This is a genomic window from Mycolicibacterium pulveris (assembly GCF_010725725.1).
GTDB lineage: Bacteria > Actinomycetota > Actinomycetes > Mycobacteriales > Mycobacteriaceae > Mycobacterium > Mycobacterium pulveris.
On the sequence record NZ_AP022599.1, the window covers coordinates 4,122,470 to 4,147,450 of the forward strand.

Consider the following 24,981-nt stretch of genomic DNA (forward strand, 5'->3'; position numbering starts at 1 on the left):
TCGACGGTGCCCTAGCAATCTATTGTGCGCCCCCGGCAGGGATCGAACCTGCGACCAACCGCTTAGAAGGCGGCTGCTCTTTCCGCTGAGCTACGGAGGCAATGCCCCTCGAATTCTATCTTCCAGGGCGATAGGGGCCGGACAGCTACTAAAGCCGCTGCCCGCCACCGCGCGGCGGGCTAGCGTGGTCACAGCAGCGTTCGTAGTGGGAAGGGGAGCGGCCAGCTATGACGGATCTGCCGGACCTCGATGCGGCAGGACTTCCTGAGGAACTCAATGCCCTCGACCAGATCCTGCATCGTGGTGAGGCCAACCCGCGGACCCGATCGGGGATCTTGACCCTGGAACTCCTCGACACCACGCCCGATTGGGACCAGTTCCGCGCCAGGTTCGAACATGCCTCCCGCAAGGTTCTGCGGCTGCGGCAGAAGGTGGTGTCTCCGACCCTGCCGACCGTGGCGCCACGGTGGGTGGTCGACCCCGACTTCAACCTCGACTACCACCTCCGCAGACTGCGGGTGCCCGAGCCCGGCACCCTTCGGCAGGTGTTGGACCTGGCCGAGGTCGCCGCGCAATCGCCGCTCGACATTTCCAGGCCGCTGTGGACGGCAACCCTTGTCGAGGGACTCGCCGACGGGCGGGCCGCGTCGCTGGTCCACCTCAGCCACGCCATCACTGACGGTGTGGGTGGTGTGGAGATGTTCGCCAGCCTCTACGACCTCGAGCGCGAACCGCCGCCGCAGGAGGTCCCGCCACTGCCGATTCCACAGGATCTCTCGCCCAACGACTTGATGCGCCAAGGGATCAGCCGCCTTCCCGCCACGATGTTCGGCAGGTTCCGTGGTGTGTTGGCCGGGGCGGCGCACGTGGTGGGCGAGGTGGTCCGCGACCCGATCTCACGAGTGGGTGACGTCGTCGAGTACGCGATGTCCGGTGCCCGCGTCGTCGGCCCCGTCGCCGAACCGTCGCCAGTGTTGCGCCGGCGCAGCCTGTCCTCACGCAGCGAGGCGATCGACATCGAGTTCGGCGACCTGCATCGGGCCGCCAAGGCGGCGGGCGGATCGATCAACGACGCGTATCTGGCCGGGCTCTGCGGCGCGTTGCGGTTCTACCATCACGCCAAGGGCGTGCCGATCGACGAGCTGCCGATGGCGGTGCCGGTGAACCTCCGCTCAGAGGCCGACCCGGCAGGCGGAAACCGGTTCGCCGGTGTGAATCTCGCTGCGCCGATCGGCCTGACCGACCCGCAGGTACGCATCAAGAACATCCGGTCGCAGATGACCACCAAGCGTGAGGAACGCGCCATCGACATGGTCGGGGCGATCGCACCGGTACTGAGCCTGCTGCCCGACGGTGTGCTCGAGTCGATGGCCGGCTCGATCGTCAACTCCGACGTCCAGGCCAGCAATGTGCCGGTGTATGCGGGTGACACGTTCATCGCCGGTGCGAAAATCCTGCGGCAGTACGGGCTAGGCCCGCTTCCCGGCGTGGCGATGATGGTGGTGCTGATCTCGCGCAGCGGCTACTGCACGGTGACGACTCGGTATGACCGCGCCGCGATCACCGATCCCGATCTCTGGGCCCGGTGCCTGGTACAGGGTTTCGATGAAGTCCTCGCCCTCGGCGGTGACGGTCGGGCCGTACCCGCCTCGTTCACGCTCGACGCGGTGTCATCCAGTCCGGTCTCATCCAACGGGAGTGCGTCGCAATGACTTCGGCGAATGGTCAGGGTTCTCGTGTCATGCGGCTTCCCGGTTCGGTCGCCGAAATCAAGGCCAGCCCGCCCGGCCCGGAGGTGGGCGCGTTCTTCGATCTCGACGGCACCTTGGTCGCCGGCTTCACCGGTGTGGTCATGACGCGAGATCGATTGCGTCACAGGCAGATGTCGGTGGGTGAGTTCATCGGGATGGTCCAGGCCGGGCTGAACCACCAGCTCGGGCGATCGGAGTTCGAAGACCTGATCGGCAAGGGCGCACGGATGCTGCGCGGCAACTCGCTCGGCGACATCGACGAACTGGCCGAACGGCTCTTCGTGCAGAAGATCATCGGGCGCATCTACCCGGAGATGCGCGAGTTGGTGCGCGCCCACATGGCGCGCGGCCACACCGTGGTGCTGAGCTCCTCGGCGTTGACGGTTCAGGTCGAGCCCGTCGCGAGGTTCCTCGGCATCGAGAACGTGCTGAGCAACAAGTTCGAGATCGACGAAAACGGCCTGATCACCGGCGAAGTGCGCAGGCCGATCATCTGGGGACCCGGAAAGGCCAGGGCGGTGCAGGCGTTCGCCGCCAAGCACGGCGTGGACCTGTCGAAGAGCTACTTCTACGCCGACGGCGACGAGGACGTGGCGCTGATGTACCTCGTCGGCAACCCGCGGCCGACGAATCCGGGCGGGAAGCTGGCCGCCCTCGCCGCCAAACGCGGATGGCCGGTATTGCGGTTCAACAGCCGCAGCGGCAGCAACCCGATATCACATCTGCGCACCGCCGCCGGCATCGCGACGATGGTTCCGATCGCGGCGGGTGCCGTCGGCCTGGGCCTGCTGACCCGCAGCAAGCGCACCGGCGTCAACTTCTTCACGTCGGCGTTCGGCAGGACGTTGCTGACCGCGATCGGGGTGAACATCAACGTCTTGGGCAAGGAGAATCTGACCGCGCAGCGGCCCGCGGTGTTCATCTTCAACCATCGCAACCAGGCCGACCCCCTCATCGCCGGCCGGCTGGTCGACACCGACTTCACATCGGTCGGTAAGAAGGAGCTCGAGAAGGACCCGATCGTCGGCACGCTGGGCAAGGTGATGGACGCCGCCTTCATCGACCGCGACGACCCGCAGAAGGCGGTTGAGGGGCTCAAGAAGGTCGAGGAACTCGCCCGCAAGGGGTTGTCGATTCTCATCGCGCCGGAGGGCACGCGGTTGGACACCACCGAGGTGGGTCCGTTCAAGAGAGGCCCGTTCCGGATCGCGATGTCGGCCGGAATTCCCATCGTGCCCATCGTGATCCGCAACGCGGAGGTGATCGCCGCGCGGGACTCGAGCACCTTCAATCCCGGCACCGTGGACGTCGTGGTGTACCCGCCGATACCCGTCGACGACTGGACCCACGAGAACCTGTCCGAACGCATCGAAGAGGTGCGCCAGCTCTATATCGACACGTTGAGGGACTGGCCACACGACACGTTGCCGACCCCTGAGTTGTACACGCGCACAGCGAAAAAGAAGGCGAAGAAGGCCACCAAGAAGTCCACCGCCAAGAAGACCACGAAGAAGGCGACCGCCAAGAAGTCCGCGGCTTCGAAGTCCACGGCCAAGAAGTCCGCGGCCAAGAAGTCTGCGGCGAAAGACACCGCTGGGGAAGGCCGGTCGTGAAGGCACCCGTCGACCAATACACCCCGTTCACCCCCACCGACGACGCGCTCGTGCTGGCGTCGGTGTCCTCACCCGCCGAGCAGGAACTGCTCAACGACTGGCTGGCGCAACAGCGACGCGAACATCCCGACACCAACGTCGAGGTGCTGCGGTTGCCGCACGACGACGACCCCCCGCCAGGAGTTCTCGCCCAACTTGTCGAAAAACTTCAGGCCGACGAGGACCGGTCGGTCGTGCCGGTCCGGGTGTTCTGGGTACCGGGCGGACTGCCCACCCGGTCGAAGATCGTGGCCCTGCTGTCCGGCCGCGACACGTACCGCCCACCCGAGATCCTGCAGCGACGCATCCTGCGGAAAGATCCGTCGCGGGCCCGGGTGGTCGCAGGCGAGCCCGCCAAGGTGTCCGAACTCCGTCAGCAGTGGGCCGACACCACCGTCGCCGAAAACGCAAGGGAGTTCGCCCGCTTCGTCATCCGCCGTGCCGCCCTGGCGATCGAGCGCGTCGAACTGCGGCTGTTGGGTCCCGAGTACAAGTCGCCCCGGCTGATCAAACCCGAGTTGCTGGCCTCGGCGCGGTTCCGCGAAGGGCTGGAGAAGATCCCGGGCGCGACAATCGAACGCGCCGGCGAGATGCTCGACGAACTGTCCACCGGATGGAGCCGGTTCTCGGTCGACTTGATCCCGTCACTCGGCCGGGCGATCTTCAGCCGAGGGTTCGACCCCAACATCGACTACGACCGGGCCGAGATCGAGGTGATGCGGCGCAATCTGGAGAACCATCCGGCCGTCCTGCTGTTCTCGCACCGGTCCTATCTCGACGGTGTGATCGTGCCGGTGGCCATGCAGGAGAACCGGTTACCACCCGTGCACACGTTCGCAGGCATCAACCTGTCGTTCGGGCTCATGGGTCCGCTGATGCGTCATTCCGGTGTCATCTTCCTACGCCGCAAGCTCGACGATCCGCTCTACAAGTACGTGCTGCGCCAGTTCGTCGGCTACATCGTCGAAAAGCGGTTCAACCTCAGCTGGTCGATCGAGGGCACCCGGTCGCGCACCGGAAAAATGTTGCCGCCCAAGCTCGGGCTGCTCGCCTACGTCGCCGACGCCTACCTCGACGGGCGCAGCGACGACATCCTCTTGCAGCCCGTGTCGATCAGCTTCGACCAGTTACACGAGACCGCCGAATACGCCGCGTATGCCCGCGGCGGCGAGAAGACGCCCGAAAGCCTGTCCTGGATGTACAACTTCATCAAGGCGCAGGGTGAACGCAACTACGGCAAGATCTACGTCCGCTTCCCGGAAGCCGTGTCGATGAGGGAGTACCTCGGCGAACCGCACGGGCCGATGACCACCGACGAGGACGCCAAACGGCTTGCGCTGCAGAAGATGGCGTTCGAGGTCTCGTGGCGGATTCTGCGGGCGACGCCGGTCAACGCGACCGCGCTGGTTTCGGCGCTGCTGCTCACCACGCGGGGCCTCGCGCTGACGCTCGACCAGATTCACCACACCCTGCAGGACTCGCTGGATTATCTGGAACGCAAGCAAACCCCGATGACCAACAGCGCGTTGCGGCTACGCACAGCCGAGGGGGTGCGCGCGGCGCTCGACGCGCTGTCCAACCGCCATCCTGTCACCGCGGTCGACGGCGGCAGGGAATGTGTCTGGCGGATCGCGCCGGAGGACGAACACGAGGCCGCCTTCTACCGCAACACGCTCATCGACGCGTTCTTGGAGACCTCGATCGTCGAGCTGGCCCTGGCCCACGCCGCGCGCAGTGGCGGCGACCGGTTGGAGGCGTTCTGGGACCAGGCGATGCGGCTGCGCGACCTGCTGAAGTTCGACTTCTACTTCGCCGACTCCGCCGCGTTCCGTGAGCACATAGCGGAGGAGATGTCATGGCACGAGGACTGGGAGGCGCACGTGTCGGCCGGGGGCGATCGCATCGATGCCCTGCTGCGCGCCAAAAAGCCGCTCATCGCCGGCGCCATGCTGCGCCCATTCTTCGAGGCCTACGAGATCGTCGCCGACGCTCTTAGTGACGCCCCCGCCGAGATCGGCGAGAAGGAGTTGACGAAGAAGGCACTCGGCCTCGGCGACCAGTACGTCGCCCAGGGGCGGGTGCGCAGCAACGAGTCGGTGTCGGCCCTGTTGTTCAGCACCGCCCGCCAGGTGGCCGTCGACCAGAACCTCCTGGCGGCGGCGGCCGACCTTGCCGAGCGGCGCCAGGCGTTCCGCGACGAGCTGCGCGACATCCTGAGCGATATGGATCGGGTGGAGCAGATCTCGCGCGAACAGTTCTATGCCCGTGAGGCCCAGCGGCGGGCACTGCGCACCGAGCCCGCCTAGCCTGCGCCATAAGCTGGGGGTATGACTTCCCCCAGCCGGCTGGTCCCGGCGGGCGTACGCAGCAGCGCAGTGTGGCCCGTGCTCGTCGGCGTCGGCCTGCTGGCCGGTGCCGTCGCCGCGGCCATCGGGGGTCTGTCGCTGGTGGACGCGCTGACCGCCACCGGGCTGCCCGACCCGGGTCCGGTGACCACCTACGGCCTGCCGTTCTTCCGGGCAGCGGGGGAGATCGCCGCGGTCATCGCCGTCGGCGCGTTCCTGTTCGCGGCGTTTCTGACCCCGCCCCAAACGAACGGCGTGCTCGACGCCGACGGATACCGGGCGCTGAGGCTGGGCACCGCGGCGTCGGCGGTCTGGACGGTATGCGCAGCGCTGCTGTTGCCGCTGACCGTGTCCGACGTGTCGGGGCAGCCGTTGAGCAAGCTCGATCCGATGAGCGTCTGGTCGGCCGCCGGCCTGGTCGACATCGCCGGCGCCTGGCGGTGGACGGCCTTCATCGCCGCGTTGGTCACGGTGGTGAGCATTCCGGTGCTGCGGTGGACGTGGACGCCGATCCTGCTGGCCGGAGCATTGGCCACCCTGCTTCCGCTCGGGCTGACCGGGCATTCGTCGTCGGGCGGCGACCACGATCTGGCCACCAACAGCCTGCTTCTGCATCTGGGCGCGGGCGCGCTCTGGGCCGGCGGGCTCCTCGCGCTGCTGGCTCACGCGATGCGCGGCGGCTCGCACGCCGATCTCGCCGCACGACGGTTCTCGATGCTGGCGTTCTGGTGTTTCGTCGTGATGGCGGCCAGCGGCGTGATCAACGCGTTTGTGCGCATCGAGCCCTCCGACCTCGTGAGCTCGCGGTACGGCTGGCTGGTTCTGGCCAAGGTGGTCGCGCTCGGCGTGCTCGGCGTGATCGGCTGGCAACAGCGCCGCACCGGTGTCGCGACGTTGCAGAAAAACCCCGAGGAGCGCCGGCCGCTGCTGCGCCTCGCGCTGGTGGAAGCGGTGGTGTTCGGTGCGACGTTCGGTATCGCCGTCGGGCTGGGACGCACGCCACCACCGCCGCTGCGTGAGCAGCCGAGCGTGGTCGCGGTCGCGATCGGCTACGACTTGCCGGGCCCGCCCACGCTGCTGCGGGTGCTGTTCGACTGGCGGTTCGACCTGATCTTCGGCACCGCGGCGATCGTGTTGGCCGTGGTTTACCTGCTCGGGGTACGCCGCCTGCGCCGCCGCGGCGACGCCTGGCCGGTCGGCAGGACGCTGGCCTGGCTGTCGGGCTGCGCGGCGCTGCTGTTCGCGACGTCGTCGGGCCTCGGCCGCTATATGACCGCGATGTTCTCCATGCACATGGTGGCCCATATGGTGCTGTCGATGCTGGTGCCGGTGCTACTCGCGTTGGGCGGCGCGGTGACGTTGGCGCTGCGCGCGCTGCCGACGGCGGGGCGCGGCGAGCCGCCCGGGCCGCGGGAATGGCTGCTGGCCGCACTGCACTCGCGGGTGTCGCAGTTCTTCACCAATCCGATCATCGCGACGGTGATGTTCGTCGCCGGGTTCTACGGCCTGTACTTCGGTGGCCTGTTCGACGCGGCGCTGCCCGAGCATGCCGCGCACATGCTGATGAACGTGCACTTCCTGCTCAGCGGCTACCTCTTCTACTGGGTCGTGATCGGCATCGACCCGACACCGAGGCCGCTTCCGCAGTTGGGCAAGGTCGCGATGGTGTTCGCGTCGCTGCCGCTGCACGCGTTCTTCGGTGTGGTGCTGATGGGTTCGAAGACGGTCCTCGGCGAAACGTTCTACCGCTCACTTCAGTTGGATTGGCACACCGATCTGCTCAGCGATCAGCGGACCGGCGGTGGAATCGCCTGGGCGGCCGGGGAGTTTCCGCTGGTGCTGGTGATGATCGCGTTGCTGATCCAGTGGCAGCGCAGCGACGAACGCACCGCCAAGCGCCTCGACAGGGCCGCTGACCGTGACCACGACGAGGAATTGGCCGCCTACAACAACATGCTGGCGGAGCTGGCCCGCCGCGACGCCGAATCCCATTAGTTCCTTGTGCGCCCGAGACCGACGCCATGGCTGGTTTGCGGCCGCCGAATCGACCATTGCGTCGGTCTCGGCGATAGGGGGAGCCATACCGGCGCCGCGCGCGTCCAACGGGTGTGCGGATTCCTTTCGTCGGCAGCGACGCCATTGCCGCCGGCCACCTCACCAGAGCCCATCTGCGCAGTCACTACCGGCCGCTGTACCGCGACATCTACGTCCCGCGCGGCCACGAGGTGTCGCTGCGCGAACGGATCATCGGTGTGTCTCTCGCCTCGCCGAATGCGGTGATCGCCGGGGTGGCCGCGTCCGTGCTGCACGGCGCGAAATGGGTCGATGACGACATCCCGATCGAAGTGGTCTCGGCGGCCCGACGCCAGCGCGGGCTGATTCTTCGGAACGAGACCCTCGACGAGGACGAGGTCACCACGGTCGCGGGCATCCGGGTGACCACGCCGGCGCGCACCGCGTTAGACCTCGGCCGCCATCTGCCGCGAAACAGCGCCATCGCACGCCTGGACGCGCTGATGAACGCCCGCCCGTTCGCTGTCGAGGACGTCGCGCTGTTGGCCAAACGTCATCGCGGTGTGCGGGGTCTGCGCCGGCTCCCGGCGGCGTTGCCGCTCGTCGACGGCGGCGCCGAGTCGCCGAGGGAAACCTGGCTGCGGCTGCTCTTCATCGACGCCGGGCTACCCCGCCCGACAACGCAATTGGTGATTTGCGACGAGATGGGCCGCTACGTCCGACGCATCGACATGTGTTGGGAAGACTTCAAAGTCGGCGCTGAGTACGACGGCGACCAACACCTGACCAGCCGGCGACAATACGTCTCAGACATCCAGGTCAATCGCGTGCTGCAGCGGCTCGACTGGCACGTCGTCCACGTCGTCAAGGAGGACCGCGGCGCCGACATCGTCGAACAGGTGCGCGCCGCGCTGCTGGCGCGGGGCTGGCGTCCTTGAGCCGCTCGAGACCGACGCAATGGTCGATCTGGCGGACGAAAACCAGCCAAAGCGTCGGTCTCGGGCGCGAGGCCGACGGGGACGATCCCCAACGCCCGATTCATCCACAGGGGCCAACTGGCGCAGGTGGTTCCCGCGCACCGGTGTCGGTGTTCTGACGGTCAATAGCGGTGTCACCGACGCGCTTCGCGGCCGTCGTTCCGCAACAAGTTGGAGGAAATATGTTCGAGACACCGTTCAGCATCGTGGGCACCATCGTCACCGACCCGATCCACCGCCGCGTCGGCGACCAGGAGATGGTCAGGTTCCGCGTCGCCAGCAACTCGCGACGCCGCACCGCCGAGGGAACATGGGAGCCCGGAAACTCGTTGTTCGTCACAGTGAACTGCTGGGGCAAGGTGGTGGCCGGTGTCAGCGCCGCCCTGGTGAAGGGCGACCCGGTGGTCGTTTTCGGACACGTCTACACCAGCGAGTACGACGACCGCGACGGCAACCGACGCTCGTCAGTCGAGGTGCGCGCGACCTCGGTCGGACCCGATCTAGCGCGCTGCGTCGCGCGCATCGACCGGTTCAAACAACAGGAAGACCAAGACCAGCGGTCGGCGGATCAAGACGCGGCGGGCCAGGGCGACAGCGCGGGCACGCCCGACGCCGAGGCGGTCGGCTCCGAGGAGGGGCTGACGCTGTCGGCTTAGTCAGCTCAGGCCACGCCTAGGATGGGGCCCGAGCGAACCGCGCAGACAGCGCAGATAGCGAGAGACTCAGGAGGCAAGACCACGGCATGGCCGAATTCATCTATTCGATGCGGAAGGTCCGCAAGGCGCACGGCGACAAGGTCATCCTTGACGACGTCAGCCTGAACTTCCTTCCAGGCGCGAAAATCGGCGTCGTCGGGCCCAACGGGGCCGGGAAGTCGAGCGTCTTGCGGATCATGGCCGGGCTGGACACTCCCAACAACGGCGACGCGTTCCTGCAGCCGGGCGCCACTGTCGGCATCCTGCAACAGGAACCACCGCTGAACGAGGAGAAAACCGTTCGGGAGAACGTCGAAGAAGGCGTGGCGATCAAGGAGAAGCTCAACCGCTACAACGAGGTGGCTGAGCTGATGGCCACCGACTACTCCGACGAGCTCATGGAGGAGATGGGCCGGCTGCAGGAGGAACTGGACGCAGCCGACGCATGGGACATCGATTCCCAGCTCGAGCAGGCGATGGACGCGCTTCGCTGCCCGCCGCCCGACGAGCCCGTCACCCATCTCTCCGGTGGTGAGCGCCGCCGCGTGGCGTTGTGCAAGCTGCTGCTGTCCAAGCCCGACCTGCTGCTTCTGGACGAACCCACCAACCACCTGGACGCCGAGAGCGTGCAGTGGCTCGAGCAGCATCTCGCGGAGTACAAGGGCGCGATCCTGGCGGTCACCCACGACCGGTACTTCCTGGACAACGTCGCCGAGTGGATCCTCGAACTCGACCGCGGCCGCGCCTACCCCTATGAGGGCAACTACTCGACGTACCTGGAGAAGAAGGCCGAGCGCCTCGCGGTGCAGGGGCGCAAGGACGCCAAGCTGCAGAAGCGGCTCAAGGACGAGCTGGCGTGGGTGCGTTCGGGTGCCAAGGCCCGTCAGGCCAAGGGCAAGGCCCGGCTGCAGCGCTACGAGGAGATGGCCGCGGAGGCCGAGAAGTCACGCAAGCTCGACTTCGAAGAGATCCAGATCCCGGTCGGGCCGCGGCTGGGCAACGTCGTCGTCGAGGTCGAGCATCTGGACAAGGGCTTCGACGGCCGCCCGTTGATCAAGGACCTGTCTTTCACCCTGCCGCGAAACGGCATCGTCGGCGTGATCGGACCCAACGGCGTCGGCAAGACCACGCTGTTCAAGACGATCGTCGGCCTCGAGCAGCCCGACAGCGGCACGGTCAGGATCGGCGAAACCGTCAAGCTCAGCTACGTCGATCAATCCCGGTCGCGTATCGACCCGAACAAGACGGTCTGGGAGGTCGTGTCCGACGGGCTGGACTACATCGAGGTCGGCCAGAACGAGATCCCTTCGCGGGCCTACGTATCGGCGTTCGGGTTCAAGGGCCCCGATCAGCAGAAGCCGGCCGGTGTGCTGTCCGGCGGGGAGCGCAACCGGCTCAACCTCGCGCTCACCCTCAAGGAGGGCGGCAACCTGATCCTGCTCGACGAGCCGACCAACGACCTCGATGTGGAAACGCTGTCGTCGCTGGAGAACGCGTTGGAGAACTTCCCCGGCTGTGCCGTGGTGATCTCCCACGACCGCTGGTTCCTGGACCGCACCTGCACGCACATCCTGGCGTGGGAGGGCGACGAGGACAACGAGGCCAAATGGTTCTGGTTCGAAGGCAACTTCGCCGCCTACGAGGAGAACAAGGTGGAGCGCCTCGGCGCTGAAGCGGCCCGTCCGCACCGGGTGACGCACCGGCGACTGACCCGCGACTGATCGGGAAGAACCTCGCGGCCCGATCGGGCTAGCGAGGCCTCTGCGGGACGATAGTGTCGCACCTGCGGACCACGAAGTCGTGTCGTCAAAGGCAGGAGCACCTATGTCGCTGAAGCCGAGATCCGGTGATGTGGGGTCGTCACCGTCGCCGGCGCTCAGTCAGCAGGCCGCCGCACAGATGGCCAACGCCTATGTCGCCACCTACCGCGGTCCGCACGCGGACGCGCCCGAGGCCGTCGGCGTCACGGCGCCGGTGAACGTCGCCGACCACAATGTCGTGTCCCCCGAACTGCTGGCCGCCCATCACCGCCTCGGCAGGCAGCGCCCGGCCGGCAGCACCCGGGTGGCGGTGTACAGCGCCGGCGACGCCGGAGGTTTCGGACCGGCTCTGCAGATCGTCACCGACGACACCGCGATGGCGATGGATTCGGTGACGGTGCTGCTGCATCGGTTCGGCGTGCCCTACACCGCGGTCATGAACCCGGTTTTCCTGGCCGAGCGCAGCCCGACCGGCGATCTGCGCGAATTGCGCCCCGCCGCGGAGGCCGGCGACATGCGTGACGGCGTCGCGGAGGCGTGGATCCACATCCAACTGGCACCGACCGCGGACAACAAGGCGGTGGCGGGGGTGGCGCAGGCGCTGCCTGCGGTGCTCGAGGACGCCCGCCATGTCGACCTTGATGCCGATGCGCTGGCCACGACGCTTTCCGAGCTTGCCCACCGGGTCGAGACCGATTCCGGCGCACGGTTTCCCGGCCCGGACCGCGAAGACGTCGCCGCGCTGTTGCGTTGGCTGGGCGACGGATACTTCGTGCTGCTGGGTTATCAGCGTTGCCAAGTGCGCGACGGACAAACGACGGTCGACTCATCGAGTCGTCTCGGCTTGCTGCGCTCACGCCGCGACGTGCTGTCCGAACTGACCGAACCTGGCGAACTGCTGGTGCTGGCCCAGGCCACCATTCCGAGCTACCTGCGCTACGGCGCCTACCCCTACATCGTCGTGGTGCGCGAGCAGTCGGGTCAGTCCGCGGTCGAGCACCGCTTCATCGGGTTGTTCAGCGTCGCGGCGATGAACGCCAACGTGCTGGAGATACCGCTGATCTCCCGGCGGGTGCGCGATGCGTTGGCGCTGGCGCACCGCGACCCTAACCATCCGGGCCACCTACTCCTCGACATCATCCAGACCATCCCCCGCTCAGAGCTTTTCGCGCTGTCGGCGCAGGACCTGCTGGACATGGTCAAGGAAGTCGTCGACCTGGGCTCGCGGCGACGCACGCTGCTGTTTATGCGCGTCGACTCGCTCGCGCACTTCGTGTCGTGTCTGGTTTATCTGCCGCGGGACCGGTACACCACCGCGGTGCGCCTGGAGATGCAAGACATCCTGGTCCGTGAACTCGGCGGGGTCGGCATCGACTACACCGCCCGGGTCAGCGAATCACCTTGGGCGTTAGTCCATTTCACGGTGCGCATGCCCGACGACACGCGCCCCCAGGGCATCGACACCTCGACCGAGAACAAGAATCGGATCCAGGGTTTGCTCACCGAGGCGGCCAGAACCTGGGGGGACAGGCTGATCGGCGCGGTGAAGACCGGCTCGATCGACCAGGCCAGCGCCGAGCACTACGCCACCGCGTTCACCGACTTCTACAAAGAAGCCGTCGAACCCCCCGACGCGATCGATGACATCTCGATCATCGAAGGGCTAGAACACAATTCGATCAAACCGGTGCTGATCGACTTGTCGGAGGACGGCGCCGCCCAGTTGACCCTGTACCTCGGCGGCCGGTCGGCGTCACTGAGCGACCTGCTGCCGATACTGCACTCGATGGGCGTCGTCGTCCTCGAGGAGCGGCCCTTCACCGTGGAGCGCCCCGACGGCCTAGAGGTCTCGATCTACCAGTTCAAGATCGTCCCCCACATGTCGATCCCCATGCCCGCGCCCGGCACCGAACGCGACACCATCGCGGAACGATTCGCCGACGCCGTGACCGCGATCTGGCACGGCCGCGTGGAGGGCGACCGGTTCAACGAACTGGTGCTGCGCGCGGGCCTCACGTGGCAGCAGGTCGCGGTGCTGCGCAGCTATGCGAAATACCTGCGGCAGGCGGGATTTCTCTACAGTCAGGCCCACATCGAGTCGGTGCTCAACGACAACGCCGGCACCGCGCGTTCCCTCGTCGAGCTGTTCGAGGCGCTGTTCGCGCCGGTCGACGAATCCGGCGACGGCGCGGCACGACGCCGCACTGCGCAGGCCGCAGCGGCGGCGGTCGCCGCCGACATCGACGCGTTGGTCAGCCTGGACACCGACCGGGTGCTGCGCGCGTTCGCGTCGTTGATTCAGGCCACGTTGCGCACCAACTACTTCGTCTCGCGGCCCGACTCGGCACGCCGACAGGATGTGTTGTCGTTCAAATTGGATGCCGGTCTGATCGACGAACTGCCGCTGCCGCGACCGAAGTTCGAGATCTTCGTGTACTCGCCACGGGTAGAGGGCGTGCACCTGCGGTTCGGGCACGTCGCGCGCGGTGGGCTGCGCTGGTCGGACCGTCGTGAGGACTTCCGCACCGAAATCCTCGGGCTGGCCAAGGCGCAGGCGGTGAAGAACGCGGTCATCGTCCCAGTGGGCGCCAAGGGCGGCTTCGTCGTCAAACGACCGCCGCTGGTCACCGGCGACGAGGCAGCCGACCGCGAAGCCCAGCGCAACGAGGGCATCGCCTGCTACAAGCTGTTCATCTCGGGCCTGCTCGACGTCACCGACAACGTCGACAAGAGCACCGGCGCCGTCGTGCCCCCGCCCGACGTCGTCCGGCGCGACGGCGACGATGCCTATCTGGTGGTCGCGGCCGACAAAGGGACCGCGACGTTCTCCGACATCGCCAACGAAGTGGCCCACTCCTACGGGTTCTGGCTCGGCGACGCGTTCGCCTCCGGCGGATCGGTCGGATACGACCACAAGGCGATGGGGATCACCGCCAAGGGGGCATGGGAGAGCGTCAAGCGCCACTTCCGCGAAATGGGCGTCGACACCCAGGCCGAGGACTTCACCGTCGTCGGGATCGGCGACATGAGCGGGGACGTGTTCGGCAACGGCATGCTGCTGTCCAAGCACATTCGCCTGCTCGCCGCGTTCGACCATCGGCACATCTTCATCGATCCCGACCCCGACGCCGCTCGCTCGTGGGAGGAACGCAAGCGCCTCTTCGACCTGCCGCGGTCCAGCTGGGCGGATTACGACACCTCGCTGATCAGCGAGGGCGGCGGCGTCTACAGCCGCCAGCAGAAATCCATCGCGATCAGCCCGCAGGCGCGCGCCGCGCTCGGGATCGACGACTCCGTCGAGGAACTCACCCCGCCGAATCTCATCAAGGCCATCCTCAAGGCGCCCGCCGACCTGCTGTTCAACGGCGGAATCGGTACCTACATCAAGGCCGAGAACGAGTCCGACTCCGACGTCGGCGACCGCGCCAACGATCCGGTGCGCGTGAACGGAAATCAGGTGCGCGCCAAGGTCATCGGTGAGGGCGGCAACCTGGGGGTGACACCGCTGGGTCGCATCGAGTTCGACCTCGCCGGCGGCAGAATCAACACCGACGCGCTGGACAACTCCGCCGGTGTGGATTGCTCCGATCACGAAGTGAACATCAAGATCCTGATCGATTCGCTGGTCAACGCCGGAAAGGTCAAGGCGGAGGACCGCGCCGAGCTGCTGCTGTCGATGACCGACGAAGTCGGCGCGATGGTGCTCGAGGACAACAAAGATCAGAACGATCTGATGGGCACCAGCCGGACCAACGCGGCAAGCCTGCTGTCGGTGCACGCCCGCATGATCAAGGACTTCGTCGCCGACCGCGGCCTGAACAGGGAACTGGAGGCGCTGCCGTCGGAGAAGGAGATCCACCGACGCACCGAAGCCGGTCTCGGCCTGACGTCGCCGGAGCTCGCGACGTTGATGGCGCACGTCAAACTGGCGCTGAAAGACGATGTGCTGGCCAGCGATCTGCCCGATCAGGAGGCGTTCGCCTCGCGGCTGCCCTGGTACTTCCCGGAGAAGCTGCGCGAGAAGTTCAGCGACGAGATCCGGGCGCATCAGCTCCGTCGCGAAATGGTGACGACCATGCTCGTCAACGACGTCGTCGACGTCAGCGGCATCACCTACGTGTTCCGGATCACCGAAGACGTCGGGGTCGGAACCGTCGATGCCGTCCGCAGCTACGCCGCTGCCAACGCCATCTTCGGAATCAGCAAGCGGTGGCGGTCGATCCGCGCGCTCGGAGACGACGGGGTGTCGGTTGCGGTCACCGACCGGATGACATTGGATCTGCGCAGGCTCGTGGACCGGGCCGGGCGGTGGTTGCTGAACTACCGCCCCCAGCCGTTGGCGGTCGGCGCAGAGATCAACCGGTTCGCGGCGAAGGTCGAGGCGCTGACACCGCGGATGTCGGAATGGCTGCGCGGTGACGACAAGGCCATCGTCAACAAGAACGCCGGCGAGCTGACATCGGAAGGCGTGCCGGAGGACATGGCGTATCTTGCCGCCGCGGGGCTGTACCAGTTCAGCCTGCTCGACGTCATCGACATCGCCGACATCGTCGACCGGGAGCCGGTCGAGGTGGCCGACACCTACTTCGCGCTGATGGACCGCCTCGGCACCGACGGTCTGCTGACCGCGGTGTCGCGACTGCCGCGCGATGACCGCTGGCATTCGTTGGCTCGGTTGGCGATTCGCGATGATGTCTACGGGTCGTTGCGCGCATTGTGTTTCGATGTGCTGGCGGGCGGCGAACCCGACGAGAGCGGCGAGGAGAAGATCGCGGAGTGGGAGATGACGAACAGTTCCCGGGTTGCCCGCGCACGCCGCACCCTGGCCGAGATCTATGAAAGCAATCAGCACGACCTTGCGACGCTGTCGGTGGCGGCACGTCAAATCCGCAGCATGATACGAACGAGTGGAACGGGGACCTCTGGGTGAATGGTTTTGTGGCGCCGGTGCATGTCCGGTGGTCGGACATCGACATGTATCAACACATCAACCACGCCACCATGGTGACCATCCTGGAAGAGGCCCGGATTCCGTTCCTGCGCGAACCGTTCGGCCCCGAGATCGAAACCATCGGGCTGCTGATCGCCGAAGTGAACATCGCCTACAAGGCTCAGCTTCGGCTGGCGGATTCGCCGCTTCAGGTGACGATGTGGTCGAAGCGGGTGCGCGCCGTGGACTTCACCATCGGGTACGAGGTGAGATCGGTCAACGCCCCCGCGGACTCCAAGCCCGCGGTGATCGCCGACACCCAACTGGCCGCGGTGCACATCAACGAACAGCGATTACAACGTCTTTCGCCGGCCCAGCGGGAGTACCTGCGGCGTTGGTCCCGATGACCCCGGCCGAACGCGGTATCTGGCTCGACGACCCGACACATCGCAACGACCTCGCCGCCTTCACCGAACGCCTCCTGCGACTCGACCACGCCGCGATCATCCGGTTTCGGCAGCGCACGGATCAGCACATCATGGCATGGGCCGCAACAGGATTCGACGTCCTGGCCGGCCGCGTGGTCGGTGGGCGGATCAAACCGGTCGATCTGGCTGTCGGGGCCGACGCCCTGGCTGCGGGCCTCGTCGCGATGACACCGGACGGTCACATCGAGCCCGGCTTCGCGATGGACTCCGCATGGCGCGGGGCGCTACCGCCGGAGACCGGATTCGTGCACCTCGACGATGTGCCGGCCCGCGTCGTGCTGGAGTTGGCCGAGCGTGGCGGCGCACTGGCCAAACAACACTCCAGCGCCCACGGACCGCCTGTGTCGCTGCTGGACCAGGACGTCATGGCGGTCAGCTCGGGCGACCAAACCGTGGACATACCGATGCGCTGCGTATTCGCGCTGACCGCAATGGGTTTCGTGCCGCAACCGATTGGAGGCGACGAGGTCGTGCGGGTTCGGGTGCATCCGACGTGGCTGCGCATCGACGCGCGGTTCGGTTCGGTGTACCGGCGCCGTGGCGCCCCGGAGGTGGTGCTGTCTTGACGCGGGAGAGGGATCTAGACCAGCCAGGCGGCGGCGTCGGGCGGTAGGTCGCCGTCGACCAACGGGGCGCTGGCGAGCAACAACTCGCCGTCGGGAAGCGGTATCGCCACGCGGCTCGCGTTGAGCACGCATTTCAGGCCGCCGTCGCGACGGAACGCCAGACAATCGTCGGGAGAGGCAAGCCACTGCACCGATCGGCCGCCGAACTGCGGACGGCTGCGCCGCATGTCGATGGCGCGACGGTAGAACGACAGCGTGGAATCCGGGTCGTCGCGCTGCTTTTCGGCCGTCAGCGCCGCCCACTCGGGTGGAATCGGCAGCCACGTCTGCGGATTGGCGGAGAACCCGAACGGGGGAGCGTCGCCTTCCCACGGCATCGGCACCCGGCATGCGTCGCGTCCGCGCAGGGTGCGCCCCGACCGCTCCCAGATCGGGTCGCGTAGCGCCTCGTCGGGCAAATCGACGTTGGGCAGGCCGAGTTCTTCGCCGTTATAGACGAACACCGCGCCCGGCAGCGCCAGCATCACCAGCGTCATCGCCAGCGCCCGGGACAGCCCCAGGTGTCCGCCGCCGTAGCGGGTCGGGGTGCGGTCGACGTCGTGATTCGACAGCGTCCAGGTGGCTGTCGCGTCAACCAGATCCGCGGCCGCCATGGAGTTCTCGATGGCTTCCCGAATGCCGCCCGCGTCGAAGCGGGTGCGCAGCAGCCGGAAGTTGAAACCCAGGTGCAGCTCGTCTGGGCGCACGTAGCGGGAGAACTGCTCGTTGTCGTAGACCCACACCTCGCCGATCGCGACGGCATGCGCGTAATCGTCGAACACCCGGCGGATCTGGCGGTGGATCTCATGCACGCCGTCGTTGTTGAACCGAGGGTCGTCGTCCATATTGGCCAGCACCATCTCGGCCTTGGCCAATCTCATGTCCGGCAGCCCCGGCGGTTTGGCCATGCCGTGAGCGACGTCGATGCGAAACCCGTCCACGCCCCGGTCCAGCCAGAACCGCAGCGTCTTCTCGAGGTCCTCGAACACCTCGGGGTTGTCCCAGTTGAGGTCGGGCTGTTCGGCGTCGAACAGGTGCAGGTACCACTGACCCGGTTCGCCGTCGGGCTCGACGACGCGGGTCCACGCCGGGCCGCCGAAGATCGACAGCCAGTTGTTCGGCGGGCGACCGCCGTCGGGGCCGGTGCCGTCGCGGAAGATGTAGCGGTCCCGTTCGTCGCTGCCGGGGCCGGCGCGCAACGCCGCCTGGAACCACGGATGGTGCGAGCTGGTGTGGTTGGGCACCAAGTCCATGGTGATCTTGATGCCGCGCCCGTGCGCGGCCTCGATCAGCCGATCCAGCGCGCCGAGCCCGCCGAACAGCGCATCCACGTCGCGCGCGTCGGCCACGTCGTAGCCGTGATCGACCATCGGCGACACCATCACCGGGTTCAGCCAGATCGCGTCCACGCCGAGTTGCTGCAGATAATCCAGCCGGGAGGTGACACCGTCGAGGTCACCGACGCCGTCGCCGTCGCTGTCGCGAAACGACCGCGGATACACCTGGTAGAAGACGGCCCGAGACCACCACGGCGCGGGCATCAGAACGGCGAGTTCACCATCGACTGCGCGGCCATCTCCAGGTAGTCCAGCAGCATCTTGCGGTGTGCGTCGCCGAGCGTCTCGCTATCGATCTCGGCGATGGCGGTGTGCATGCAGCGCAACCAGGCGTCGCGCTCCAGGTAGCCGATGCGAAACGGGACGTGGCGCATCCGCAGCCGGGGATGGCCACGCCGCTCGGAGTAGGTCTGGGGCCCGCCCCAGTACTGCTCGAGGAACATCCTCAGCCGCTCTTCGGCGCCCTCCAGGTCGTCTTCGGGGTAGAGCGGATACAGAATCTCGTCCTCACGCACCAGCTGGTAGAACCGCGACACGATCGCGCGAAACGTCTCGTGGCCACCGACCTCGTCGTAGAACGATCGTTGGGGCTGTGTCACGCCCCCATTGTGTCTTGTCGCCGGATGTGGCTGGTCAGGCGGTCGGTCACCGGATGTTCGCCGGACTGACCTGCGAACACGACAACAAAGACCGTGCGATCGATCCCAAACCAGGGTTTACTGTGCGTCGGAGGACGTATGGCGCATCGCAAGAAAGGCCCGTCCAGAAGAGCGGGCTTGTCCGGGGCCGCGGTATCGCGCGCCCAATCGCGGGCTCTGCACAGCGTCGAAACCCATCCACCAAGTAGCACCGACGGCTCTTTCTGGGGTCGGCGCCGGGTCCTTCTGCTGAACTCCACCTACGAACCGTTGACCGCTCTGCCCATGCGGCGGGCGGTCATCATGCTGATGTGCGGAAAAGCCGACGTTGTGCACGACGACCCGGCCGGGCCGGTCATCCATTCGGCGACCCGCTCCATCGTCGTGCCCTCGGTGATCCGGCTCAAGGCCTACGTGCGGGTGCCCTACCGGGCCCGCATCCCGATGACCAGAGCGGCGTTGATGCACCGCGACCGGTTTCGCTGCGCCTACTGCGGAGGCAGGGCCGACACCGTCGACCACGTGGTGCCGCGCAGCCGCGGCGGCGATCACTCCTGGGAGAACTGTGTGGCGGCCTGCTCGACGTGCAATCACCGCAAGGCCGACCGGTTGCTCGTCGAGCTGGGCTGGACGCTGCGCTCGGTCCCGGTGCCGCCGAAGGGACAGCACTGGCGGCTGTTGTCGACGGTGAAGGAACTCGATCCGTCATGGATGCGATACCTGGGCGAGGGCGCGGCGTAACCGCGGCTGGTATACGGTTTGCGACGTGAGCAGCACACTTTCACACGCGCTAGTGATCCTGGTGCCGTTGGGACTGACCGCCATCCTGGCCGCGCTCATCTGGCGTGGCAAAGGGCCGCACCCGGCGACCTACCAGATGTCCGAGAAGTGGACGCACGAACCGATCCTGTGGGCGTCCGAGGAACCTGTTGTCCATGGCCATGTCCATGGCCATGCTTCACACCCGTTCACCGTAGGAGGCGGCGCCAGTGGCAAGTGGTGAAGTCACGACCATTGAGCAGGACAAGCTGCCGATCGGCTGGGTCGTCACGGCCAGCGGCCGGATCTCGGGGGTCAAGGAACCCGACGAGCCGTCGCTGACCTATCCGTTCCCGGTCAAGGACCTGGTCTTTCTCGACGACGCGCTCGAGTACGGCTCCCGCCGGGCCAAGGCACGGTTCGCGGTCTACATCGGCGATCTCGGTGCCGACACCGCGGCCGGGGCCCGCGAGATCCTGGCCAAGGTGCCCACGCCCAACAACGCGGTGCTGCTGGCCGTCTCGCCGAACCAGCGTGCGATCGAGGTGGTCTACGGCAACGACGTCAAGGGCCGCGGTATCGAGGAGTCCGCGCCGTTGGGGATCTCGACGGCCGCGGAAGCGTTCAAGGACGGCAAGCTGATGGAGGGCCTGATCAAGGCCGTCGAGGTGATGAGCGCGGGTGTCTCGCCGCGCTGACACCCCCGGTTTTTGGGGCGAGCGTGCGTGTCTGCGGGCGACACGCCGTCAACTGTCGCGAGTTTGTGCACGTTCGCGGCTGAGCGCGGCGCGGATCTCGACATAGCGCGCCAGGAACGCGCGCTCGTCGAGGCGCTTGCGGCGCATCCAGATGGTGACTTCCTCGTTGCACTTGCTCGTGTTGCACGACGCGCAGGCCGGCACCACGTTGTCGACGGTGTAGCGCCCGCCGCGCGAGATCGCCATCACACAGTCGCGCTGTAGCGGGCCGTCGGTCGCGCCGCAGTAGGCGCAGCCGCTCCATGCGTTCTTGATCGCCACCCACTGTTCGGCGGTGAGGTCGTTGGTGACGGCGCTCAGTCGACGCTTGCGCTTGCGGGCCGCCCGAGCCCGGCGACTTCGATTGACCGCCACCTCGACAGGATGCCGCGCGAGCGTGCGCAAACTCTTGCTTCTGAGCGGCGTGTCGCCCTCTGACACGCACGCTCGCGCCAAAGAGGTGGTGAGGGGCTTACCCGGCGTCGAATTCGCGGGCTCGCAGGGCGCGCTCCACCCCGGCGCGGCCCTCGAGCACCAGGCGGCGCAGCGGGGGCGGCACATCAGGGTCGGCCAGGAACCGGTCGGCCGCGTCGAGGCCCTCCTGGCTGACGTCCCAGGACGGGTACAGCCCGACGACGACGGTCTGCGCGACCTCGCTGGAGCGTCGCCGCCACACCCCGGCGATCGCGCCGAAGTATTTGTCCCGGAACGGCTTCAACAGCTCCTGCTGACCCGGTCGGACCAATCCGCCGATGATCGACCGCGCGGTGATGTTGGCCAGCGTGTCGTCCTCGATCACCTGCTCCCAAGCCGCTTCCTTGACGGCCAGCTGCGGACGCGCCGCTGCCGCGGCCAGCGCGTGCCGTTGTCCGGCCGCGGTGGGGTCCCGTTTCGCCTCGGCGTCGATGAACGGTGTCGGCATGCCGTCGGAATCCACGGCGCCCGCGGCGGCCAGCGCGGTGACGATGCGCCAGCGCAGGTCGGTGTCGACGTCGAGGCCGGGCAGACCCTTGACGGCGGGATCGTTGTCCAGCAGCTCCGACAGCACCTCGACGTGACGCGGGCTCAGCACCGACCCGCACAGCGCGTTGACATAGGCCAACTGGTGATCGGAGCCCGGCGCCGCCTCGCGGGCCAACTCCAGCAGCCGGTCCGCGAACTCGGGCCAACCCTGTCCATTTGCCCAGTCCGGGTCCGCGTAGGAGTTCAGCGCCGTCTGGGCCTGCAGCAGCAGCCGTTGCGCCACACCGACTTCGGTCTCGGCCTGCACTCCACCGCGGACCAGCGCCACGAAGTCGCGGGCGGTCAGCTCCGCGTCCCGCGTCATCTCCCAGGCCGCCGACCACGCCAGCGTGCGGGGCAGCGGTTCGGCGATGTCGGCGATGCGGGTGAGCACGGTCCGCAACGACTCGGGGTCCAGGCGCAACGAGCAGTACGTCAGATCGTCGTCATTGACCAGGATGAACTTGCCACGCGAAATACCCTGCAGCGCAGGAACTTCGGTGATCGACTCTTCGACGTCGAGTTCCTCGCGGTGCACGCGCACCAGCTTGCCGGAGCCGTCGTCGTCGTACACCCCGACGGCGAGGCGATGCACCCGGGTCTCACCGGCGCCCGGCTGCGCACCGCTTTGGGTGATCGCGAAACGGGTGAACCGGCCGTCGGCGTCCAGGTCGAAGTCGGGTCGCAACGTGTTCAGGCCCGTGGTCTTCAGCCACTGCTGACCCCAGCCGGACAGGTCGCGCCCAGATGCCTTCTCCAGCGCGCCGAGCAGGTCTGAGAACGTGGCGTTGCCGAAGGCGTGGTCGCGGAAGTAATTCCGCAGGCCGGCCAGGAACTCCTCCAGCCCAACATAGGCGACCAGTTGCTTGAGCACGCTGGCGCCCTTGGCGTAGGTGATGCCGTCGAAGTTGACCTCGACGGCGGCCAGGTCGGGAATGTCGGCGGCCACCGGGTGCGTCGACGGCAGTTGGTCCTGGCGGTACGCCCACGACTTCTCGACGTTCGCGAACGTGGTCCACGCCTCGGTGTACTCGGTGGCCTCGGCCTGGCAGAGCACCGAGGCGAAGGTGGCGAAGGACTCGTTGAGCCACAGGTCATCCCACCATTGCATGGTGACCAGGTCGCCGAACCACATGTGCGCCATCTCGTGCAGAAGGGTTTCTGCGCGACGTTCGTAAGACGCCCGGGTCACCTTGCTGCGAAAGACGTAGTCCTCCAGGAAGGTCACCGCGCCGGCGTTCTCCATCGCTCCGGCGTTGAACTCCGGCACGAACAGCTGGTCGTACTTGCCGAACGCGTACGGGATACCGAAATTGTTGTGGTAAAAGGAGAACCCCTGCTTGGTTTCGGTGAACAGCCGTTCGGGGTCCATGAACTCGGCCAGCGACTTGCGGCAGAACAGGCCGAGCGGAATGTCGCCGTGCTCGTCGGAATAGATGTCGTCCCAGCGGGCATAGGGTCCGGCGATCAGCGCCACCAGGTAGGTGCTGAGCCGCGGAGTCGCAGTGAAGCGGTGCCGCTTGGCTTTGCCGTCGTCCTCGGCGCTGAGGGTGGCGCCGTTGGACACCACCTCCCAGTGCGACGGGGCCGTCACGGTGATGTCGAACACGGCCTTGAGGTCGGGCTGGTCGAAGCATGCGAACATCCGCTTGGCGTCGGCGGTCTCGAACTGTGAGTAGAGGTACACCTCGCCGTCGACGGGGTCGACGAAGCGGTGCAGGCCCTCGCCGGTGTTGGAGTAGCGGCAGTCGGCGTCGACGACGAGCACGTTGTGCTTGGCCAGTCCGATGAGCGGAATGCCGGTGGATTCGTCGTAACCGCTGACGTCGATGGGCCGGTCGTTGAGGGTGGCGCGGCGGACGGTGTCGGCCGCGAGGTCGAAGTAGGTGTCCGCGCCGGGCAGCGCCTCGAACTCGACGGTGGTGGTGGAGCGGAAGGTGCGCTCGCCGGGCTTGCCGTTGCCGTCGGTGACGTCGATATCGATGCGGTAGCTGTCGACGGTGACGAGCGCGGCGCGCTCGACGGCTTGTTCGCGGGTCAGGTTGGGTAGTGCCACCCGACCAACCTATCGGCCGCGCCGCCGGTGGGCGCGGCCTCGGCTCAGAGGCCCGGGATCGCCCGCGCCGCCGGCAGCCAGTCCAGCACCGTGCCGTTGCCCACCGACGCCAGCATCTGCGGACAGTACGACGAGATCGCGATGCCGGTGAAGAACGCCGCGATGTCCGGCGGGATGCCGCTGTCGGTCACCTGCGTGTACACCTTCGCGAGGTTTTTGCCGGGTTCGACGAGCAGCGGACATACCGACTCGCCGAGGGCGACCATGTCGACCGGGTTGTCGATGGTCATGCCGGCGCCGCGCAGCGCGGCCAGAAAAGCCTCATCAGCGGTGTCGGCCTGCGCCGGTGCGGCCAGCGCCGTCGCCGCCGCCGCGAGACCGGTTCCCACCGCGAAGACGCGTACTCGAAAATCAAGGTGTTTGTTCACTTTGGTAACGATCGACCACGTTGGTCACAGGAGTACCACGATTCGGTCACCGTTCGCACACTTAGGCGTTTCTTATTTCGTCGTGGCGATCGCGGTGGTTATAGGGCGCGGCGGCGGGGAACACATCGCGAGCCGCTTCGGTTGCCAGGATGGAAGCTTGCTCATCTCGCGCCCGGAAGGATTGCCCATGTCCGAAAAGTCTGTTGCCGGTTTCTGGTTCGATCCGCTGTGCCCGTGGTGCTGGATCACCTCGCGGTGGATTCTCGAGGTCGAGAAGGTCCGCGACATCGAGGTGGATTTCCGCGTCATGAGCTTGGCGATCCTCAACGAAGGCCGCGACGTGCCCGACGAGTACCGCGAGGCGATGAAGAAGGCGTGGGGACCGGTGCGGGTGGCCATCGCCGCCGAGCAGGCCAAGGGCCGCGAGATCCTGGGACCGCTGTACACCGCGATGGGAACCCGGATTCACAATCAGGACAACAAGGACTTCGACGTCGTCATCAAGGAGTCGCTGGCCGAGGTGGGTCTGCCCGCCGAGCTCGCCGAAGCCGCCGGCACCGACAAGTACGACGAGGCGTTGCGCAAGAGCCACCACGAGGGCATGGACGCCGTCGGCGACGACGTCGGCACCCCCACCATCCACGTCAACGGGGTCGCCTTCTTCGGCCCGGTGTTGTCGAAGATCCCGCGCGGTGAGGAGGCCGGCAAGCTGTGGGACGCGTCGGTGACATTCGCGTCGTATCCGCACTTCTGGGAACTCAAGCGCACCCGCACCGAGCCGCCGACCTTCGACTGATCGCGGCCGTCG

Annotated in this window: 19 protein-coding genes and 1 tRNA gene; 14 read left to right on the forward strand and 6 right to left on the reverse strand. The window is 66.9% G+C overall.

Annotation, left to right across the window (positions count from 1 at the left end; all coding sequences use genetic code 11):
* Positions 1-27: 27 nt before the first annotated feature.
* Positions 28-100, reverse strand: a tRNA-Arg gene (locus G6N28_RS20005).
* 127 nt (positions 101-227) lie between these two features.
* Between G6N28_RS20005 and G6N28_RS20010 the strand changes: the two genes are divergently transcribed.
* The 10 genes from G6N28_RS20010 (at position 228) to G6N28_RS20055 (ending at position 17,177) form a co-directional block, all read left to right on the forward strand.
* Positions 228-1,712 carry a wax ester/triacylglycerol synthase family O-acyltransferase gene (locus G6N28_RS20010; RefSeq protein ID WP_163903308.1) on the forward strand — a complete coding sequence of 495 codons (1,485 nt, stop codon included), beginning with the start codon at positions 228-230 and terminating at the stop codon, positions 1,710-1,712.
* A complete protein-coding gene (locus tag G6N28_RS20015; protein ID WP_163903310.1) occupies positions 1,709-3,364 on the forward strand; it encodes an HAD-IB family hydrolase/lysophospholipid acyltransferase family protein in 1,656 nt (551 codons plus the stop codon). The genes G6N28_RS20010 and G6N28_RS20015 overlap by 4 nt, the downstream gene beginning before the upstream one ends.
* Entirely contained in the window at positions 3,361-5,709 is a 2,349-nt protein-coding gene (locus G6N28_RS20020; RefSeq protein WP_163903312.1) for a glycerol-3-phosphate 1-O-acyltransferase, read from the forward strand. The genes G6N28_RS20015 and G6N28_RS20020 overlap by 4 nt, the downstream gene beginning before the upstream one ends.
* A gap of 21 nt (positions 5,710-5,730) precedes the next feature.
* Positions 5,731-7,743, forward strand: coding sequence for a bifunctional copper resistance protein CopD/cytochrome c oxidase assembly protein (locus G6N28_RS20025; RefSeq protein WP_163903315.1), 2,013 nt, complete (start codon positions 5,731-5,733; stop codon positions 7,741-7,743).
* A 113-nt stretch (positions 7,744-7,856) separates the two neighbouring features.
* Positions 7,857-8,699: a type IV toxin-antitoxin system AbiEi family antitoxin gene (locus G6N28_RS20030; RefSeq protein ID WP_163903317.1), complete on the forward strand. Its 843-nt coding sequence runs from the start codon at positions 7,857-7,859 to the stop codon at positions 8,697-8,699.
* 221 nt (positions 8,700-8,920) lie between these two features.
* Positions 8,921-9,394: a single-stranded DNA-binding protein gene (locus tag G6N28_RS20035; protein WP_163903319.1), complete on the forward strand. Its 474-nt coding sequence runs from the start codon at positions 8,921-8,923 to the stop codon at positions 9,392-9,394.
* Positions 9,395-9,480: 86 nt separating this feature from the next.
* Positions 9,481-11,154 carry an energy-dependent translational throttle protein EttA gene (gene ettA, locus G6N28_RS20040; protein WP_163903321.1) on the forward strand — a complete coding sequence of 558 codons (1,674 nt, stop codon included), beginning with the start codon at positions 9,481-9,483 and terminating at the stop codon, positions 11,152-11,154.
* Positions 11,155-11,257: 103 nt separating this feature from the next.
* A complete protein-coding gene (locus G6N28_RS20045) occupies positions 11,258-16,123 on the forward strand; it encodes an NAD-glutamate dehydrogenase (RefSeq protein WP_163903322.1) in 4,866 nt (1,621 codons plus the stop codon).
* Between the two features lie 44 nt (positions 16,124-16,167).
* Positions 16,168-16,530: an acyl-CoA thioesterase gene (locus tag G6N28_RS20050; protein ID WP_163906473.1), complete on the forward strand. Its 363-nt coding sequence runs from the start codon at positions 16,168-16,170 to the stop codon at positions 16,528-16,530.
* The gene (locus tag G6N28_RS20055) at positions 16,527-17,177 is read left to right on the forward strand and encodes a DUF8185 domain-containing protein (protein WP_163903323.1); all 651 of its coding nucleotides are present in this window, start codon (positions 16,527-16,529) and stop codon (positions 17,175-17,177) included. Before G6N28_RS20050 ends, G6N28_RS20055 begins: the two co-directional genes overlap by 4 nt.
* Positions 17,178-17,191: 14 nt before the next feature.
* On the opposite strand, the gene G6N28_RS20060 is transcribed toward G6N28_RS20055, so the two are convergent.
* Both G6N28_RS20060 and G6N28_RS20065 read right to left on the reverse strand, forming a co-directional pair.
* Complete coding sequence (locus G6N28_RS20060) at positions 17,192-18,757, reverse strand: glycoside hydrolase family 13 protein (RefSeq protein ID WP_163903324.1); 1,566 nt, start codon at positions 18,755-18,757, stop codon at positions 17,192-17,194.
* Complete coding sequence (locus tag G6N28_RS20065; protein WP_163903325.1) at positions 18,757-19,152, reverse strand: globin; 396 nt, start codon at positions 19,150-19,152, stop codon at positions 18,757-18,759. Before G6N28_RS20065 ends, G6N28_RS20060 begins: the two co-directional genes overlap by 1 nt.
* A 138-nt stretch (positions 19,153-19,290) precedes the next feature.
* Here G6N28_RS20065 and G6N28_RS20070 point away from each other — a divergent pair, with 138 nt between their 5' ends.
* Genes G6N28_RS20070 through G6N28_RS20080 form a run of 3 tightly spaced genes read left to right on the forward strand, consistent with a single transcriptional unit; the run spans position 19,291 to position 20,648 of the window.
* Positions 19,291-19,932, forward strand: coding sequence for an HNH endonuclease (locus G6N28_RS20070; protein ID WP_163903326.1), 642 nt, complete (start codon positions 19,291-19,293; stop codon positions 19,930-19,932).
* A 25-nt stretch (positions 19,933-19,957) separates the two neighbouring features.
* Positions 19,958-20,194 (forward strand): aa3-type cytochrome oxidase subunit CtaJ, encoded by a 237-nt coding sequence (gene ctaJ / locus G6N28_RS20075; RefSeq protein WP_163903327.1) that lies wholly within the window; start codon positions 19,958-19,960, stop codon positions 20,192-20,194.
* Positions 20,181-20,648 (forward strand): DUF5130 domain-containing protein, encoded by a 468-nt coding sequence (locus tag G6N28_RS20080; RefSeq protein WP_163903328.1) that lies wholly within the window; start codon positions 20,181-20,183, stop codon positions 20,646-20,648. The genes ctaJ and G6N28_RS20080 overlap by 14 nt, the downstream gene beginning before the upstream one ends.
* Before the next feature lie 48 nt (positions 20,649-20,696).
* Here the strand turns inward: G6N28_RS20080 and G6N28_RS20085 are convergent, their stop codons facing one another.
* From G6N28_RS20085 to G6N28_RS20095, 3 genes are all read right to left on the reverse strand, one after another.
* Positions 20,697-21,092: an HNH endonuclease gene (locus G6N28_RS20085; RefSeq protein WP_163903329.1), complete on the reverse strand. Its 396-nt coding sequence runs from the start codon at positions 21,090-21,092 to the stop codon at positions 20,697-20,699.
* 67 nt (positions 21,093-21,159) lie between these two features.
* Positions 21,160-23,745: an aminopeptidase N gene (gene pepN / locus G6N28_RS20090; protein WP_163903330.1), complete on the reverse strand. Its 2,586-nt coding sequence runs from the start codon at positions 23,743-23,745 to the stop codon at positions 21,160-21,162.
* 44 nt (positions 23,746-23,789) lie between these two features.
* On the reverse strand, positions 23,790-24,134 hold the full coding sequence (locus tag G6N28_RS20095; protein ID WP_235674635.1) for a DUF732 domain-containing protein: 345 nt from the start codon (positions 24,132-24,134) through the stop codon (positions 23,790-23,792).
* 226 nt (positions 24,135-24,360) lie between these two features.
* Between G6N28_RS20095 and G6N28_RS20100 the strand changes: the two genes are divergently transcribed.
* Complete coding sequence (locus tag G6N28_RS20100) at positions 24,361-24,969, forward strand: mycothiol-dependent nitroreductase Rv2466c family protein (protein WP_163903332.1); 609 nt, start codon at positions 24,361-24,363, stop codon at positions 24,967-24,969.
* The last annotated feature ends 12 nt before the right edge of the window (positions 24,970-24,981 follow it).

What these genes read in the sequence shown, in the direction of transcription:
- G6N28_RS20015 (WP_163903310.1), top strand. Translation starts at nt 1,709, where the DNA reads ATGACTTCGGCGAATGGTCAGGGTTCTCGTGTCATGCGGCTTCCCGGT.
- G6N28_RS20070 (WP_163903326.1), top strand. Translation starts at nt 19,291, where the DNA reads ATGGCGCATCGCAAGAAAGGCCCGTCCAGAAGAGCGGGCTTGTCCGGG.
- G6N28_RS20055 (WP_163903323.1), top strand. Translation starts at nt 16,527, where the DNA reads ATGACCCCGGCCGAACGCGGTATCTGGCTCGACGACCCGACACATCGC.
- G6N28_RS20025 (WP_163903315.1), top strand. Translation starts at nt 5,731, where the DNA reads ATGACTTCCCCCAGCCGGCTGGTCCCGGCGGGCGTACGCAGCAGCGCA.
- ettA (WP_163903321.1), top strand. Translation starts at nt 9,481, where the DNA reads ATGGCCGAATTCATCTATTCGATGCGGAAGGTCCGCAAGGCGCACGGC.
- G6N28_RS20035 (WP_163903319.1), top strand. Translation starts at nt 8,921, where the DNA reads ATGTTCGAGACACCGTTCAGCATCGTGGGCACCATCGTCACCGACCCG.
- G6N28_RS20050 (WP_163906473.1), top strand. Translation starts at nt 16,168, where the DNA reads ATGTATCAACACATCAACCACGCCACCATGGTGACCATCCTGGAAGAG.
- G6N28_RS20010 (WP_163903308.1), top strand. Translation starts at nt 228, where the DNA reads ATGACGGATCTGCCGGACCTCGATGCGGCAGGACTTCCTGAGGAACTC.
- G6N28_RS20060 (WP_163903324.1), bottom strand. Translation starts at nt 18,757, where the DNA reads ATGCCCGCGCCGTGGTGGTCTCGGGCCGTCTTCTACCAGGTGTATCCG.
- G6N28_RS20100 (WP_163903332.1), top strand. Translation starts at nt 24,361, where the DNA reads ATGTCCGAAAAGTCTGTTGCCGGTTTCTGGTTCGATCCGCTGTGCCCG.
- G6N28_RS20045 (WP_163903322.1), top strand. Translation starts at nt 11,258, where the DNA reads ATGTCGCTGAAGCCGAGATCCGGTGATGTGGGGTCGTCACCGTCGCCG.